The sequence below is a fragment of the Methylobacterium sp. R2-1 genome, from assembly GCF_014191355.1.
Taxonomy (GTDB): Bacteria; Pseudomonadota; Alphaproteobacteria; order Rhizobiales; family Beijerinckiaceae; genus Methylobacterium.
In genome coordinates this window covers 15,541-31,777 of record NZ_JACHWM010000025.1, presented here as the reverse complement: position 1 = coordinate 31,777, position 16,237 = coordinate 15,541, and the positions used below count along the sequence as shown (strand labels likewise).

13 protein-coding genes are annotated in these 16,237 nt (G+C 68.2%); 1 reads left to right on the top strand and 12 read right to left on the bottom strand.

Translation table 11 applies throughout. From position 1 onward, the window contains the following. The 12 genes from FHU13_RS25875 to FHU13_RS25820 all read right to left on the bottom strand — a co-directional run bounded on the left by FHU13_RS25875 (position 1) and on the right by FHU13_RS25820 (position 15,258). Positions 1-1,536 (bottom strand): phospholipase D-like domain-containing protein, encoded by a 1,536-nt coding sequence (locus FHU13_RS25875; RefSeq protein WP_246714883.1) that lies wholly within the window; start codon positions 1,534-1,536, stop codon positions 1-3. A 67-nt stretch (positions 1,537-1,603) separates the two neighbouring features. Next, positions 1,604-2,287, bottom strand: coding sequence for a TVP38/TMEM64 family protein (locus FHU13_RS25870; protein WP_183438695.1), 684 nt, complete (start codon positions 2,285-2,287; stop codon positions 1,604-1,606). A 134-nt stretch (positions 2,288-2,421) separates the two neighbouring features. Beyond that, on the bottom strand, positions 2,422-2,832 hold the full coding sequence (locus tag FHU13_RS25865; protein WP_183438694.1) for a hypothetical protein: 411 nt from the start codon (positions 2,830-2,832) through the stop codon (positions 2,422-2,424). A gap of 212 nt (positions 2,833-3,044) precedes the next feature. Beyond that, the gene (locus FHU13_RS25860) at positions 3,045-3,770 is read right to left on the bottom strand and encodes an SURF1 family protein (RefSeq protein ID WP_183438716.1); all 726 of its coding nucleotides are present in this window, start codon (positions 3,768-3,770) and stop codon (positions 3,045-3,047) included. A 61-nt stretch (positions 3,771-3,831) separates the two neighbouring features. Beyond that, the gene (cyoD, locus tag FHU13_RS25855; RefSeq protein ID WP_183438693.1) at positions 3,832-4,233 is read right to left on the bottom strand and encodes a cytochrome o ubiquinol oxidase subunit IV; all 402 of its coding nucleotides are present in this window, start codon (positions 4,231-4,233) and stop codon (positions 3,832-3,834) included. Then, positions 4,230-4,838, bottom strand: a complete 609-nt coding sequence (gene cyoC / locus FHU13_RS25850) for a cytochrome o ubiquinol oxidase subunit III (protein ID WP_183438715.1) — start codon at positions 4,836-4,838, stop codon at positions 4,230-4,232. Before cyoC ends, cyoD begins: the two co-directional genes overlap by 4 nt. 47 nt (positions 4,839-4,885) lie before the next feature. After that, positions 4,886-6,889, bottom strand: a complete 2,004-nt coding sequence (gene cyoB, locus FHU13_RS25845) for a cytochrome o ubiquinol oxidase subunit I (RefSeq protein ID WP_183438692.1) — start codon at positions 6,887-6,889, stop codon at positions 4,886-4,888. A 39-nt stretch (positions 6,890-6,928) separates the two neighbouring features. Beyond that, positions 6,929-8,053: a ubiquinol oxidase subunit II gene (cyoA, locus tag FHU13_RS25840; protein ID WP_183438691.1), complete on the bottom strand. Its 1,125-nt coding sequence runs from the start codon at positions 8,051-8,053 to the stop codon at positions 6,929-6,931. Positions 8,054-8,186: 133 nt separating this feature from the next. Further along, on the bottom strand, positions 8,187-9,521 hold the full coding sequence (locus FHU13_RS25835; RefSeq protein ID WP_183438690.1) for an MFS transporter: 1,335 nt from the start codon (positions 9,519-9,521) through the stop codon (positions 8,187-8,189). A 302-nt stretch (positions 9,522-9,823) separates the two neighbouring features. After that, a complete protein-coding gene (locus FHU13_RS25830; protein WP_183438689.1) occupies positions 9,824-12,898 on the bottom strand; it encodes an efflux RND transporter permease subunit in 3,075 nt (1,024 codons plus the stop codon). A gap of 39 nt (positions 12,899-12,937) precedes the next feature. Further along, entirely contained in the window at positions 12,938-14,098 is a 1,161-nt protein-coding gene (locus FHU13_RS25825) for an efflux RND transporter periplasmic adaptor subunit (protein ID WP_183438688.1), read from the bottom strand. Continuing rightward, positions 14,095-15,258, bottom strand: coding sequence for an efflux RND transporter periplasmic adaptor subunit (locus FHU13_RS25820; RefSeq protein WP_183438687.1), 1,164 nt, complete (start codon positions 15,256-15,258; stop codon positions 14,095-14,097). Before FHU13_RS25820 ends, FHU13_RS25825 begins: the two co-directional genes overlap by 4 nt. A gap of 246 nt (positions 15,259-15,504) precedes the next feature. Between FHU13_RS25820 and FHU13_RS25815 the strand changes: the two genes are divergently transcribed. Beyond that, a complete protein-coding gene (locus tag FHU13_RS25815) occupies positions 15,505-16,065 on the top strand; it encodes a TetR/AcrR family transcriptional regulator (RefSeq protein ID WP_183438686.1) in 561 nt (186 codons plus the stop codon). The last annotated feature ends 172 nt before the right edge of the window (positions 16,066-16,237 follow it).

Genomic DNA, 16,237 nt, shown 5'->3' with positions numbered 1-16,237 from the left:
CTAGGAGGCCTCCAGGGCCTCTCCCGGCAAGGCCGCTTCGGCCCCTGACGCCGCCTGCCGACGGGCTTGGCGCAGCAGAGCGCGGCGGCGCCAGGGGCGCCACGCATCGGCGGGGCTCACCGGATCGCCGAGATGGAAGGCCTCCACGAGGCGGGCGACGGGGCCGCGGCGGGAGGGAACGAGCGGGCAGACCCGCGGGCTCGGCATCAGCCGGGGATCGTCGAGCACCGCCCGCAGGGAGCCGCGCGCCGCGAAGGCTTCCGCGAACACGTCGGGCGGGCAGCCGCCGTGATGGGCGAGCAGTCGGACGAGCAGCCGTCGCACGGCCGCACGGGCGTCCTTATCCTCCGCTGGCACCTCCACGGCCAGATCGCACTCGGTGTCATAGCCGAAGGAGCGGTTGTTGAGGTTGGTTGAGCCAATCCGCAGCAGGCGCTCGTCGATGATCGCGACCTTGGCGTGGACCAGGATCGGCCGGCGCTTCTCCGTGTGCGGCGCGACGATCCGCAGGCGGTCGAAGCGGTCGGCGCGGCGCAAGCCGCGGATCAGTCCGCGGCGGGCGCTGTCCATGGTCAGGCGGTCGAAGCCGCTCGGACTGCGCTCGGACAGCACGATTACGATCTCGGGGCCCTCCGGCTCGGCGAGGCGCGCAGCCAGTGCCTCCGCGACGGCCGGCGAGGTGAGGTACTGATTCTCCAGGTAGATGAAGCGTTCCGCCGCGCGGATCGAGGCGCGGTACAGGGCGGCGCTCTCCGTGACTGCCGGACGGCCGCCGAGCGGCGGATCGGTCCGGGCAAGTCCTACGGTCACCTCGGTCAGGTGCGGCGCGAGCGTTTCGGGCCAAGGATCTTGGTCCTGACCTTGGCCGTGATCGGCAAACGGAAAGGTCTCCCCGACCGCGCGGCGCCAGCGCTCACGGGCCAGTTCCGCCAGCGCCCGCGCGGCGGGGCCGTCGACCAGCATCATCACGTCGTGGCGCGGCGGGTAGTCCTCGCCGGAGGGCAGGCGCCGGCGGGGATCGCGGTCGCGGTGTGCGGGCGTGTCCCAGCGGTTCACCTCGAAATCACTGCCGCCGCAGAACGCGATCGCGTCATCGATCACCAGGATCTTCTGGTGCTGGCAGGCGCCGAAGGGCAGCGTCCCGTCGATGCGGAAATCGATGTCGGGCCCGAGGCTCTCGCGCACGCTGTCGGGTGTGTGGTCGTTGCCCGCCGAGATCGGCCAGGGCATGTCCCAGATCAGGATGCGGATGGCCAGTTCCGGCCGCGCCGCCTTGAGGCGGCGCAGCAGCGCGGCCAGCGTCTCGCCCGCGTCGGGCGAATCCCCCGGCAGCAGGCGCGCCCGTGGGTCGAAGCTCCAGCCGATCAGCGTGATGGACCGGCGCGCCTTCAGCATCGCCGCGTGGGCGGCGGCGAAATAGGCCGCGCCGTCATGCAGCACCGCGACGCGCGCCGCCCGCTCCTGCCGCCAGCAGGTGAGGCCTGGCCGCAGCCAGCTCTCGGCCGATCCTTTACCCACTCCGAGATCCATCCTCATGCGTGCGCCGATCCGCCATGCCGCGACGGCTGCCCTGCCATTCGCGCGAGCCGTGCGAGCGGAACGCTCATCGTGCCATAGCCTTTCCCGCCTCGAGCTTGGCCCGCACCCGCCGCCGGGTCAGTTCCACCGCCGCCAAGGTGGCGAGAAGGCCGAGGCCGAGGGTGATCCAATGCGTCGGCTCATCGCTGCCGGCATGGCGGCCGATCACGCCGAGATAGACGCAGACCACCGTGCCCGGCAGCATGCCGATCACCGTGGAGATCAGATAGGCGGAGGAGCGGACATCCGTCACCCCGAGGACGTAGTTCTGGGCGTTGAACGGCACGAAGGGGCTGAGCCGCATCAGGGTCATGAGCTGCCAGCCACCATCGCCGACCGCTTCCACGGTGGCGTTCAGCGCCGGCCGGCGCTCGATCAGCCCCCGCACCCGGTCGCGAAACAGGTATCGAGCGGCGACGAAGGCGAGCCAGGAGCCGAGAGTCGCCGAGAGCAGCACCACCGGCATCACCGCCCAGCCGAAGGCCACGGCCCCGGCGATGGTGAGCGGGGTGCCCGGTACGACGAGGAGGGTTGCGAGGAAGAACAGCACTCCGAAGGCCAGAAGGCCGTAGGGACCGAGGCCGTTCGCCCAGTCCGAGAAGGCGCGCAGCCATTCCTCGACGGGCAGGAGATACCACGCGCCGACCGCCAGGGCGGCGGCGCCGGCCGTGGCTGCCCAGGTCCGGGCCGAGCGGCTGGATTTATCCATTCAATGGCTCAAAGGGGAACGGCGCGCCAGTCGCACGCGTCCGCAAACCTTTGGCCGGCGCAACTGTTCCCGCCAAGCTCAGCCGTTTTCGCTTGCGACCGCTCAGCGCGGCTCTCGTCCCGCTCGCGTCTCCCTTACCAGTCGCGGTCGAGCCGCACCGCGATACGGCTCGGGCGCGCGCCGGCAAGCGTCCGTTCGAGGGAGGCGAGCGCTTGGCGGGCCCTGCCCAGGCGGGGGCTGCGCCAACGGCACTCGTAGCCCCGCGGCGCGATTACCGCCTCGCCGAGGCGGTCGCCCGCGAGGACGAGACGATCCACCGCCCGCCGGATCCGCGGTGTCTCCTCGGTCAGCACGCAGAGGTCGGAGAGGTAGTTGCGCAGGGCATGCAGCTCGTTGCGACCCCCGCCCTCCCCGGCCAGCGCGACAAGCGTCCGCTCCATGGCAACGATGAGACCCGCCAGGGGCTCGGGCACGCGACGGGAGATCTCATCGCCGTCTCGGCGGCCGAGCCCTTCCCGTGCAAGCCCGTGCAGGGCGACGCCCATATCGATTCCCCCACTTCATCCGGCGTCACAGGGGCTGCCGCGAATCGCGACAACGACCGGTATGCAAAGGGTTAACAACCTCAGCCATTAAATCGATACGTGTGCAGGATTAAAAATGTAAAAAATAGTTTTCGAGGTGTCCGCGCACCCCACCCTCCCGGCATGGTGGCCGACCGCCGCGCATGCGCCGCCCTGCCGACGGGGGAAGGCTGTCAGCGGCCGGGCATGCTGCGAGACCCTCTGAGCGCGTAGACGAGGGCTGCGGCGCTCATCACGGCGAGGGCGTACCACGTCAGCGCGTAGACGAGGTGGCTGTTGTGGAAGTCCACCACCGTGAGGCCCCCGATCGGCAGGCCGCCGGGATTGGGCGTGGCGTCGGCATCCACGAAGTAGGGCGCGACGTCGGCCGGTGCCCGGTCGAGCCCGCGGGCGGCGGCGATGGCCGCGACGTCACGGGAGTACCATCGGTCGGCTGTCGGATCGTTGCGTCGCAGGAAGCCGCCGCCGGGTTCGGTCAGGCGCAACAGGCCCGTGACCGTCACCTCCCCTTCCGGCTCGCCGGCGGCACGGGCCGTTCGCTCGCGCGATTCCGCCGGCACGAAGCCGCGATTGACGAGGACGGTGAAGCCGCGGTCGGTCACGAGGGGCACCAGCACCCAGGAGCCGGCGCCCCGCCCGGTCACCGCCTGGACCAGGGTGGCGCGATCGTAGGCGAAGCGGCCGGTGAGCCGGACCCGCCGATACTCGGCCGAGGCGGCCGTGAGACCGGCCCATTCGTCCGGCCCCGGTGCGGGCTCGGGCTCGGCGTGGATGCGGGCCTCGACCCGATCGATCAGGTCGAGCTTCCAGACCCGGCGCTCGACCTGCCACGTGCCGAGGCCGAGGAACATGCCCGTCACGGCAAGGCCTGCCAGGATCAGCACCAGCCGGACGAGCAGCGGGCGCCGTCGGCCCGCCGCCGGAGCGGCGGACGTTGTCGCGTCGGATTTCGGGGATGCGTCAGGGGGCGTGACGCATCTCCTCGGCCGAGATCGGCATCATGTTGGTGTTGAGGTGGTGCATGACCCAGATCGATCCGCACAGGGTGATGAGCACGAGGGTGATCGTGAAGATCAGTGCCAGGAAGGTCCAGCCGCCCTCCGATTTCGTGTTCATGTGCAGGAAGTAGATCATGTGAACCACGATCTGCACCACGGCGAGCCCGAGGATGACGACGCCGGTGACGAGCTTGTCGTCGATGACGTTGCCCATCACCAGCCAGAACGGGATCGCCGTCAGGATGACGGAGAGCACGAAGCCCGTCACGTAATCCTTGAACGAGCCGTGGCCGTGGGCGTCCTGCCCATGGCCGCCATGATCATGGCCGTGGGCGTGATCGTCGGCGCGCGCTGCCCCGCTCATTGCAGGACTCCCATCAGGTACACGAAGGTGAAGACGCCGATCCAGATGACGTCGAGGAAGTGCCAGAACATCGACAGGCACATCAGCCGGCGCTTGTTCTCCGGCACGAGGCCCCGGAGCCGGGTCTGAACCATCAGCGTGACGAGCCAGATCAGGCCGAAGGTGACGTGCAGGCCGTGCGTTCCGACCAGGGTGAAGAAGGCGGAGAGGAAGCCGCTGCGCTGGGGCGTGGCGCCCTCGTGGATCAGGTGCGCGAACTCGTACAGCTCGAGCCCGACGAAGGCCGCGCCGAACAGGCCGGTCACCGCCAGCCAGAGTTGGGTCTTGGCGAGATCGTCCCGCTCCATCGCCAGCATGGCGAAGCCGTAGGTGATGGAGGAGAACAGCAGCATCGACGTGTTCACCGCCACGATCGGCAGGTCGAACAGGTCATTGGGCGAGGGCCCGGCCGCGTAGCTGCGGCCGAGCACGGCGTAGGTGGCGAACAGGACCGCGAAGATAAGGCAGTCGCTCATCAGGTAGATCCAGAAGCCGAGCATCGTGCTCCCTTCTGGGTGATGCTCGCCTTCGAGATCGAGGAAGTCCGGCACGTCGGCGCCGGACATCCGGTCGCCGGCGAGGGTGTGGGTCGCGTGCGTTGCCATGATGCTGCTCAGACCCGCGCCGCCAGCGCTTCGGTCCGCCGCTGCTCGGTGCGGCGCACCGTCTCGGCGGGGATGTAGAAGTCGCGGTTGTAGTTGAAGGTGTGGCCGATCGCGATTGCTAGCGTCGCCACGAAGGTCAGAGCTGCCAGCCACCAGATGTACCAGATCATCGCGAAGGAGAAGGCGATGCTGATCACACCCAGGATCACGCCGGTGGCGGTGTTCTTGGGCATGTGGATCGGCTTGTAGCCCTGGAGCGGACGCTGGAAGCCGCGCGCCTTCATCTCCCACCACGCGTCGAGGCCGCGCACCACGGGCGTAAAGGCGAAGTTGTAGTCCGGCGGCGGCGAGGAGGTGGACCATTCCAGCGTCCGGCCCTCCCACGGGTCCCCGGTCACGTCGCGCAGGGCCTCACGGTTTTTGATCGAGACCGCGAACTGGACGATCATCGCGCCGATGCCGAGGGCGATCAGGCCCGCGCCGATGGCGGCGACCACGAACCAGGGCTGGAGCGAGGGATCGTCGAAGTGCTGGGCACGGCGGGTCACGCCCATCAGCCCCAGCACGTAGAGCGGCATAAAGGCGACGTAGAAGCCGATGGTCCAGAACCAGAAGCTGACCTTGCCCCAGAACTCGTCGAGCCGGAAGCCGAAGGCCTTCGGGAACCAGTAGTTCACGCCGGCGAACATGCCGAACAGCACGCCGCCGATGATCACGTTGTGGAAGTGCGCGATCAGGAACAGCGAGTTGTGGAGCACGAAGTCGGCCGGGGGCACGGCGAGCAGAACGCCGGTCATGCCGCCGATGACGAAGGTGACCATGAAGCTGACCGTCCACAGCATCGGCACGTCGAAGCGGATGCGGCCGCGGTACATCGTGAACAGCCAGTTGAAGATCTTCGCACCCGTCGGGATCGATATGATCATCGTCGTGATGCCGAAGAACGAGTTCACGCTCGCGCCCGAACCCATCGTGAAGAAGTGGTGCAGCCACACGAGGTAGGACAGGATCGTGATGACGACGGTCGCGTAGACCATCGAGGTGTAGCCGAACAGGCGCTTGCCGCAGAAGGCCGAGGTGACCTCCGAGAACACGCCGAAGGCGGGCAGGATGAGGATGTAGACTTCCGGATGGCCCCAGATCCAGATGAGGTTGAAGTACATCATCGGATTGCCGCCGAGGTCGTTCGTGAAGAAGTGCGTGCCGACGTAGCGGTCGAGGGTCAGCAGCGCGAGAACGGCGGCGAGGATCGGGAAGGCGGCCACGATGAGCACGTTGGTGCACAGCGAGGTCCAAGTGAAGATCGGCAGCTTCATCATCGACATGCCGGGCGCGCGCATCTTCACGATGGTCGCGACCAGGTTGATGCCTGAGAGCGTCGTGCCGATACCCGCGATCTGCAGGCCCCAGATGTAGTAGTCGACGCCGACCCCCGGACTCATGTCCGCGCCCGACAGCGGCGGGTAGGCGAGCCAGCCGGTGCGAGCGAACTCACCGACGAACAGCGAGATCATGATCGTGACCGCGCCCGAGACCGTCATCCAGAACGAGAAGTTGTTCAGGAACGGGAAGGCGACGTCGCGCGCGCCGATCTGCAGCGGAACGACGTAGTTCATCAGGCCGGTGACGAAGGGCATCGCCACGAAGAAGATCATGATCACGCCGTGGGCGGTGAAGATCTGATCGTAGTGGTGCGGCGGCAGGAAGCCCTCGTTGGCGCCGAAGGCGATCGCCTGCTGCGAGCGCATCAGCAGCGCGTCGGCGAAGCCGCGCAGCAGCATCACGAGCGCCAGGATGACGTACATGATGCCGATCTTCTTGTGGTCGACCGAGGTCAGCCAGTCGCGCCAGAGCGGACCCCAGAAGCGGAAATAGGTGATCGCGGCGAGCACCGCGATCCCGGCCACGGCGACGCCTGCGAAGGTGACTTGCAGGATCGGTTCGTGGAACGGGATGTCCTCCAGGGAGAGGCGCCCGAACAGCAGGTGCTGCAGGTCCGTGTTTGCGAACATGGGTTGAAGCTCGTCCGTAAGTCCTGAGGCGGCGACGGATCAGTTGTTGGTCTGGTCGGGAGCGGAGTGGCCTTGGCCGCTCCCCTCGTGGGTCTTGTCGGAGTCGGGCGACTCGCTCTTGGGTGCACGGTGCGAGGCCGGCGTGGTCGCGCCCGGCGGCTCGTCGCCGCGCTGCGTGTGGCGGTTGTCGTACTGGAGCCGGTCGGCGTTCTCGCGGCTCTCCCTGCCGGCGCCGCCCTTGGCGTCGATGGCCATCATCTCGTGCATGCACATCTTGCCGGGTACGGCGCACATGCCGAGGATCTTGCCGAAGAGTCCGTCACTGAACGAGGAGTAATAAGTGACCGGCACCCGCTCGCTCGGGCGCTCGAGTTCGAGATAGGCATCACGGCTCAATTCCGAACCCTGCTGCTTCACTTTGGCAATCCACTGGTCGAAGCCGTCGCCCTCGAGCCCGTGGAACTTGAACGTCATCCGCGAGAAGCCGCTGCCGCTGTACTGCGAGGACAGGCCGTCATACGCGCCCGGCTTGTTGATCACGGCATGAAGCTGCGTCTGCATGCCGGGCATGGCGTAGATCATGCCGGCGAGCGCAGGGACGTAGAAGGCGTTCATCACCGAGGAGGCGGTGATCTTGAAGGTGATCGGCCGGTTCACCGGCGCGGCCAGCTCGTTGACGACCGCGACGTTGTACTCGGGGTAGAAGAACAGCCACTTCCAATCGAGGGCGACGACCTGCACTTCGAGCGGCTTCACCTCCGCCGCGATCGGCTTGCCGGGCTCGATGCGCGAGAGCGGCCGGAACGGATCGAGGGTGTGGGTGCTGATCCAGGTCAGGGCACCGAGCGCGATGATGATCAGCAGCGGCGCGGTCCAGATCACCACTTCGAGCCCGGTCGAGTGATCCCAGTCGGGGTCATGGCGGGCGGCCGTGTTCGAGGCGCGGTAGCGCCACGCGAACAGCAGGGTCAGCACGATCACCGGGATGATGATGAGCAGCATCAGCCCCGTCGAGGCGAGGATGAGGTTGCGCTGCTGCACGGCGATGTCGCCCGAGGGCTGCATCACCACGAGGTTGCAGCCGGCGAGCAGGCCGAACAGGGGCAGCAGGACGAAGCCCTGCAGGATCCGGCGCGCGGAGCCGGTCCCAACACGGGGTCTCATTGAACGGTCGGCGGTCATGGCCACGAGTCTTCGTTCCATCGCAAGGGCCGCGCGGGCGTCTTCCCGCGCGGCGACGGTTCGTTTCTCTCAAGATCCCGCGGCGAGACGGACTCTCCGCCCGCGGGCCAAAACATCACATCTGGCGCATCTCGGAGCGGTCGAGGGAGAGCGCGAGCAGCGTCGCCAGCGCACCCGACAGCAGGTACACGCCGACCATGGCGAGGCCGTACTCGGTGGAGAGGTACAGCACCACGAGGGGGGCGAACCCTGCGCCGAACAGCCAGGCGAGGTCGGAGGTGAGGGCCGCGCCGGTGTAGCGGTAGCGCGCCCCGAGCCGCGACGTCACGGCGCCGGCGGTCTGGCCGTAGGACAGGCCGAGCAGCATGAAGCCGATATTGACGTAGATCGTCTGGCCGATGGCGTTCTCACCGAAGATCAGCGGCGCCAGGATGCTGCCGCAGGCGAACACGGCGATCAGGCCGGCGCTGATGAGCAGTACATTGCGGCGCCCGATCTGGTCGGCGATCAGGCCCGAGGCGGCGATCGCGCCGGCGCAGACGAGGGCGCCGGAGAACTGCACCATCAGGAAGTCGCCGGCGGAGCGGTCGCTCGACAGGGCGAGCCACGCGATCGGGAAGATCGTCACGAGGTGGAACAGGGCGAAGCTCGCCAGCGGCACGAAGGCGCCGATCCACACGTCGAGGGCGTGATGCCGAGCGAGATCGACGACGCTTACGGGCTCCAGCCGGCCCTTGTCGAGGAGGCGGGTGAATTCCGGTGTCGCGACGAGGCGCAGGCGGGCGAACAGGGCGACGACGTTGATGGTGAAGGCGCAGAAGAACGGGAAGCGCCAGCCCCAGTCGGTGAAGTCCTCCGGGGTCAGGTTGACCACGAAGAATGCGAAAAGGGCGCTCGCCACCATGAAGCCGAACGGGGCGCCGAGCTGCGGGATCATCGCGTACCAGCCGCGGCGCTCGCGCGGCGCGTTGAGAGCCAGCAGCGAGGCCATCCCGTCCCAGGCGCCGCCCAGCGCGAAGCCCTGGGCCACCCGCAGCGCCGCGAGCAGCTCGATGGCGACGACGCCGATCGAGTCGTAGCTCGGCAGGAAGCTGATCGCGGCCGTCGAACCACCGAGCAGGAACAGGGCGGTGGTGAGCTTCACCCCGCGCCCGTGCCGCTTGTGGATCCACATGAAGAAGATCGACCCGAACGGGCGGGCGATGAAGGCGAGCGCGAAGATGGCGAAGGAATAGAGCGTGCCCGTGAGGGGATCGGCGAAGGGGAAGAACACCTTCGGGAACACCAGCACCGAGGCGATGCCGAACACGAAGAAGTCGAAGTATTCCGAGGCTCGCCCGATCACCACGCCAAGCGCGATGTCGTTGGGGCTGACGTCGTGGTGGCTCATGGCCACCTGCGCGTCGCGCTCGAGCGGATGGGAATTGGCCGTGGCGTGGTCGGTGGTCATCGCGGGCAGCCGGCTCGCCTGAAGGTACGATTGAAGCCGCCGCCTTGCTGCGGCGTTCGGCACGTGCCTAGCGGATGGGTTGACATACGAAAAGAGATTTTGGCGTCGCAACACGCCGCACAGGCCGGCCATGCAACCGAAGCGGGGGTAAGGTGTTCACGCGCGCAATATGCCCTGCGATGCGCGTAAACCGCATAATAGATCCGAACACATTCCGGCCGACGGAGCGAGACCTCTCCACCCGATGGACCGCATCCGCCGGCTTCGGCTTGGAGCCGGGCCGGCGGATTCGGTCACCTTCGTCAGTGGCCGAGGGCGTGGCTCCGGGCCGCCATGCCCCGCGGCGGCGCCTTGATCCGGTACCAGCCGACATAGAGTGCGGGCAGGAACAGCAGGGTCAGGGCGGTTGCCGCCAGGATGCCGCCGATCATCGCGTAGGCCATCGGCCCCCAGAACACCTCGCGGGCGATCGGGATCAGGCCGAGGCTGGCGGCTGCCGCCGTGAGCAGGATGGGGCGCATGCGGTGGCGGGTGGCCTCGACCACGGCGTCCCAGGGGGCCATCCCCTCCGCCTCGCATTCCTCGATCTGGCTCACGAGGATCACCGCGTTGCGCACGATGATGCCGATCAGCGCCAGGATGCCGAGGATCGCGACGAAGCCCATCGGCTTGTCGAAGAGGAGAAGGGCAGGCACCACGCCGATCAGACCGAGTGGCGCAACGGAAAACACCAGAAAGAGCTTCTGGAAGCTCTGGAGCTGAATCATCAGGAAGAAGGCCATGGCCAGCAGCATCACCGGCACCACGGCGGCGATCGGCCCCTGGCCCTTGCCCGCCTCCTCGACCGCACCGCCGGTCGCCAGCGTGTATCCCTCCGGCAGCGCCTGCACGTAGGCGTCGATGGCAGGCTGGAGCGCGGCGACGATGGTGGGCGGCTGCGTCGCGTCGGTGATGGTGGCGCGCACCGTCAGCGTCGGCACCCGGTCGCGGCGCCAGACGATCGGCTGCTCGAGGTCGTAGTCGATCTTGGCAAAGGCCAGGATCGGCACGACCGAGCCGTTGGAGAGGGCGACCTGAAGGCTCTGGAGCGTGTCGAGCGAGGTGCGCTCGACGGTGCGGGCCCGGCCGACCACGTTCACGAGGTAGATCGAGTCGCGCACCTGCGTGATCGCCTGGCCGCCGACGATGCCGTTGAGGATGCCGGCGATGTCCTGGCTGGTGACGCCGAGCTGGCGCGCCTTGTCCTGCAGGATCTCGACGCGCAGCACCTTTCCGGGCTCGTTCCAATCGAAGGTCGGCACGGCCAGCCTCTTGTCGGTCGCCACCACGTCGGCGAGCTTGAGCGCGAGGCGGCGCACCTCCTGCACGTCGGGTCCGGAGAGGCGGTACTGGATCGGACGCCCGACCGGGGGGCCGAGATTGAGCGGCTGCACCAGCACGTCGGTGCCGACGAAGTCGTGCCGGCCGATTTTCTGCAGGCGCTCGATCACTTGGTCGCGGATTTCGAGCGACTTCGTGACGATGACGATCTGCCCGAAGAAGGCGTTGGCGAGCTGCTGGTCGAGCGGCAGGTAGAAGCGCACCGCGCCTTGGCCGACGTAGGAGGACCAGCGCTCGATATCGGGATCGTCCTTCAGATGCGCCTCGAAGCGGTCCATCTGCGCCCGCGTCTCGGTGATGGTGGCGTTCTGCGGCAGCGTCAGGTCCACCAGCACCTCGGAGCGGTCGGAGGACGGGAAGAACTGCTGCTGCACGTGGCCCATCCCGACGACGGCGAGCCCCATCAGGATGACGCAGACGATCACGGTGATCCAGCGCAGCCGCATCGCGACCCGAAGCACCGCCATGAAGGCGCGGGTGAACAGGCCTTGCCGCTCCGAATGGTGCTTCATGGTCTTGGGCAGGATGGTCACGCCGAGAAGCGGCGCGAACAGCACCGCGACCACCCAGGAGACCAGGAGCGAGGCGGCGATCACCACGAAGAGCGAGTAGGTGTACTCACCCGCCGACGAGCCGTTGAAGCCGATCGGCAGAAAGCCCGCCACCGTCACCAGCGTGCCGGTGAGCATCGGGAAGGCGGTGGAGGTGTAGGCGAAGGTCGCCGCCTTCTTCAGGTTGTCGCCGAGTTCGAGGCGCGCCACCATCATTTCGACGGTGATCATCGCGTCGTCCACGAGCAGGCCGAGCGCGATGATGAGGGCGCCGAGCGAAATGCGCTGCAGCGTCACGCCCATGACCTGCATGACCACGAAGACGATGGCGAGCACGAGCGGGATTGAGATCGCCACCACGAGTCCGGCGCGAAGCCCTAGGCTGACGAAGCTCACCACCAGCACGATGACGACGGCCTCGACCAGCGCCTTGGTGAAGCCGCCGACCGCCTCTTCCACGATTCTAGGCTGATCGGAGACGAGGTGGATGCCGACGCCGATGGGCAGCTTGCCCTCGATGACGAGCATGCGCTCCTTCAAATCCTCGCCGAACTTCAGGAGGTTGGCGTTGGGGCGCATGGCGATGGCGAGCCCGATCGCCGGCTTGCCGCCGACGCGGAACAGAGCGGCGGGCGGGTCCTCGTAGCCGCGGGAGATCTCGGCCACGTCGGCGAGACGGAAGAAGCGGTCGTTGAAGCGCAGGTTGACGTTGCGCAGCGACTCCTCCGAGGAGAACTGGCCGCTGACGCGCAGGGAGACGCGCTCCGGCCCCGCCTGGACCACGCCGGAGGCGGCCACCGCGTTCTGCGATTGCAGTGCCTTGATCAGCGCCTGGATGTCGATGCCGTAGCCCGCGAGCTTGCGGGTCGAGAAGTCGAGATAGATCGTCTCGCCCTGCACGCCCATCAGCAGGGTCTTGCCGATGTTGGGCACCTTGAGGATCTCGGTGCGCACGCCCTCGACGTAGTCGCGCAATTGCCGGTGGGTCAGGCCGTCGGCGGTGAAGGCGTAGACGTTGCCGTAGACGTCGCCGAACTCGTCGTTGAAGGCCGGCCCCTGAACGCCCTGCGGAAAGGTGTGCTGGATGTCGCCGAGGCGCTTTCGCACCTGGTAGAAGGCGGGCTGGATCTCTTCCTTCCGCGTCGTGTCGCGGAATTGCACGAACACCGTCGCTTGGCCCGGCGTGGTGTAGCTGCGGACGTAATCGAGCGCGTTGATCTGCTGGAGTTCCTTCTCGATCCGGTCGGTCACCTGATCGAGGGTGTCCTTGATCGTGGCGCCGGGCCAGCTCGCCTGGACCACCATGGTCTTGATCGCGAAGGGCGGGTCCTCCTCGCGGCCGAGCCGCGAATAGGCCATCACGCCGGCGACCAGACAGACGAGCATCAGGAACCAGACCAGCGAACGGTGGCCGAGCGCCCAGTCGGAAAGGTTGAAGTCCTTCACGCGCGGAAACCTTTGTAGATTCTCTCGCCGGGTTCCGGCTCAGTTCCGGTCGTCGGCCAGCCGGACGGTCTGGCCGTCGCGCAGGGAGTGGACGCCCGCCACCACGACTCTCTCGCCGGGTTTCAGCCCCGTGCGCACGGCGACACGCCCGTGCCCGTCCGGCCCGTCACCTTCGAGGGTGACGTCGCGGCGCTCGACGTACCGGTTGCTCGGCTTGTCGGCCGGATCGCCCGCTCGGTCATCCGCTCGGTCGTCCGCCTTCCCCTCCCCCGGCTGGCCCGCCGGCACGATCCAGACCGAGCGGCGCCCCTCCGTATCGAGGAGCGCGGTGGCTGGCAGGATGAAGCGGCGCTCAATGCGGCGCTCCAGAGCGACGGTGATGGTGGCGCCAAGCCGGAAGGCCGGGCCGGGCTCCTCCAGGGTCAGGCGGACGCGGCGGGTGCGGGTGCCGGATTCGGCGAAGGGAGCGACCTCGCGCACGCGGCCGCGGGCGGTGATCTCCGGTGCGCTCTGGAGCACCACCGTGAACAGCCCGTCCTTGGGCATGGCGCCGGCCAGCGTCTCCGGGATGTCGACCACCGCTTCGCGGGTCTCGGGCCGTGCGAGCGTGACGATCCCCTGGCCCGGGCTCACCACCTGCCCGATCTCAGCCAGGCGCTGGGTGACGACGCCGTCGAAATCGGCGTGCAACTCCGTGTAGCCGATCTGGTCGCGCGCCTTCTGCAGGCTGGCACCGGCTTGGGCGAGGCGGGCCTGGGCGGTGTCGCGCCGGGCGACCGCCGCGTCGAGCTGGGCCTGGGTGACGTTGTTGCCCTCCAGCAGACGCCTCGTGCGCGCCTCGGTGGCGCTCGCGTTCTCGGCCTGGGCCTTCGCGTCGGCGAGTTCCGCCTCGGCCCGGTTGAGATCGAACCGCGAGACGATCGGATCGAGGGCCGCGAGGCGCTGGCCCTTCTTCACCACGTCGCCGACGGTGACGTCGCGGGCCACCACACGGCCGCCGATCTGGAAGCCGAGCTGCGACTGGTAGCGCGGCTCGACCGTGCCGGCGAAGGGGCCGAAGATCACGCTGTCGGTGGGTTGCGCCAGGGTGGTCAGGACCGGCCGAACGGGCGGCGGAGCGGGTGCCTCCTGCGGCGGCTGGCAGGCGGCGAGCGGAAAGGCGCCGGCAACGGCGGCGCCGACAAGGAGCGCACGCCTCATCGCCCGCCCTCACCGGCCGCGGCCTTCGTGGCTTGTTGCGTTGCGGCCTGCCCCGCCAGCGCGACGTGCTGGCCGGGACGCAGGAACTGGATCCCAGCGATCACCACCGTCTCGCCGGGCTCGACGCCGCCCTTGAGCACGATGTCGTCGAAGCCGTAGCGGTCGATCTCGACACCGCGGATCGAGACCGTGCCCTCATTGGCGTCGTAGATCCACACCGCCGGGCGGTTGTCGGAGCGGTAGAGCGCCGACCAGGGCAGCACCACGGCCTCTCGCGAGGCGAAGCGGCCCCGGCCGATCACCACGGCGCCGAGCGACATCGCGGGCGGGGTCTCGTCCAGTCCGACCTTGACGCGTACTGTCCCGCTCGCCGCATCCACCGTCGGCGAGATCTCGCGCACGTGGCCCCTCGCCGCCACCGCAGGGTCGGACTGAAGGGTGACCTGAATCGTCTTGTCGCTGGGTGGGTGGGCGGTCAGCGCCTCGTAGACGTTGAACACCGCGTCGCGCGGGCCGTCCTGGGCCAGCACCATCACCGCCTGGCCCGACTGCACGACCTGACCGACCTCGAAGGTGCGGCTCATGACGATGCCGGGCACCCCCGCACGCAACTCGGTATAGGAGAGCTGTTCCTCGGCGGTACCGAGCGCTGCCTTGGCCGAATCGACCGCGGCTTGGGAGGTGCGCAACTGCTGCTCGGCGTTGTCGTAGGCGGGCCGCGTGGTGTAGCCGCCGCTGATGAGCTGCTTCTGGCGCTCGAAGGTCACCTTGGCCTGGGTGAGTTGCGCCTCCGCCGAGACCAGCGCGGCCCGGGCGTTGTCGAGGTTGGCCCGCTGCACCAACGGCTCCAGCACCGCGAGCACCTGATCCGCGGTGACGTGGTCGCCGACCTCGACCCGGCGCTCGGCGACCTTGCCGTTGGTGCGGAAGGCGATGTTGGTCTGGGCCTGGGCCTGGATGTCACCGGTCAGCACCACGTCCGAGGTAACCGGCCCCTTCTTCGCCGTCACCACACGCACCAGCACCACGGACAGGTTCTCCGTCTCCGGCACGGCGGACGGTGTGGGCGCGCCCGCCGGGAGCGCCGCTGTCACCAGAAGGACCGAAAGGGCTGCCGCGAGCGCGGCGGCGGTGAGGACGGGACGGAGCCCTGAGGACATCGGCCGAGGTTCCGGGCAGAGGACGAGGCACAGGTTGGGACCGGACAGGCGATCGCGTTCCGGCAGGGCGTCTTTCGCGGCGCAGGCTTATCGCGTATCCTACCGACCGTCCAGACGGTTTTTAACTCTGCCGGTCGAAGGAGGCCTCTTTGCCCCTTTGAAAAGGCGATACGTGGCAGTGACTTAGCGTGAGGAACCGGGTATGGCATCCGGGACGGCGTGTGGGAGTGGGGTTCGGGGTCTATCATGTCGCAGAGGACGCGCAGTCGCCGCGACGACCGTGCTGGGGTGATTCTCGACGCGGCGGGCTCGGTGCTGCGCCGTGGCGGCGCGCGGGCACTGACCATCGATGCCGTGGCGGCGCAGGCGGGTCTGAGCAAGGGCGGGGTCCTGCATCATTACGCCTCGAAGGATGCGCTGATCCTCGCCCTCGTCGACCGCAAGCTGGAGGAGCTGCGCGCCGGCATCGCCGCCTGCGAAGCCGAGCGGGCGGGGGGAGTGGCGGGGCTCGCACTCGGTATGATCGAGCACCTGCGCCGCAGCTACTGCGAGGAGGACGAGTTCAGCCGCGCCCTGTTGCTCGCTTCCGCCGAGAATCCGGATGCACTCGCCGGCTATCGCGCGTTCGTGGCCGAGCGGCTCGCCCGGTTCGAGGCTGCGGAGGGGCCGGAGGGGGTCGGGGCCGCCCTGTTCTTCTCGCTTCTCGGCGTCGTGATGGGCCGCACTCTCGGCTTCCATGATCTGAGCGCCGTGCAGATCGAGCCGCTTCTGGGGGCACTGGAGCGCGCGGCACAAGAACTCGGCTGAATCGTCTTGGGCTTTCCGGAGATGTGCGCCTGGAGCCCCTGTTTCGACGCGCTTTCCTTTGCCGAACCGGAACCCGCTTCGTCGAAAAGCGCTCTCGACCAAGCGAGGGCTTCAAGGGCGGGGGCATCGCGCGGGGCGGCCTCGAAAGGCGGGCAGCGCTGCGAGAACGAAA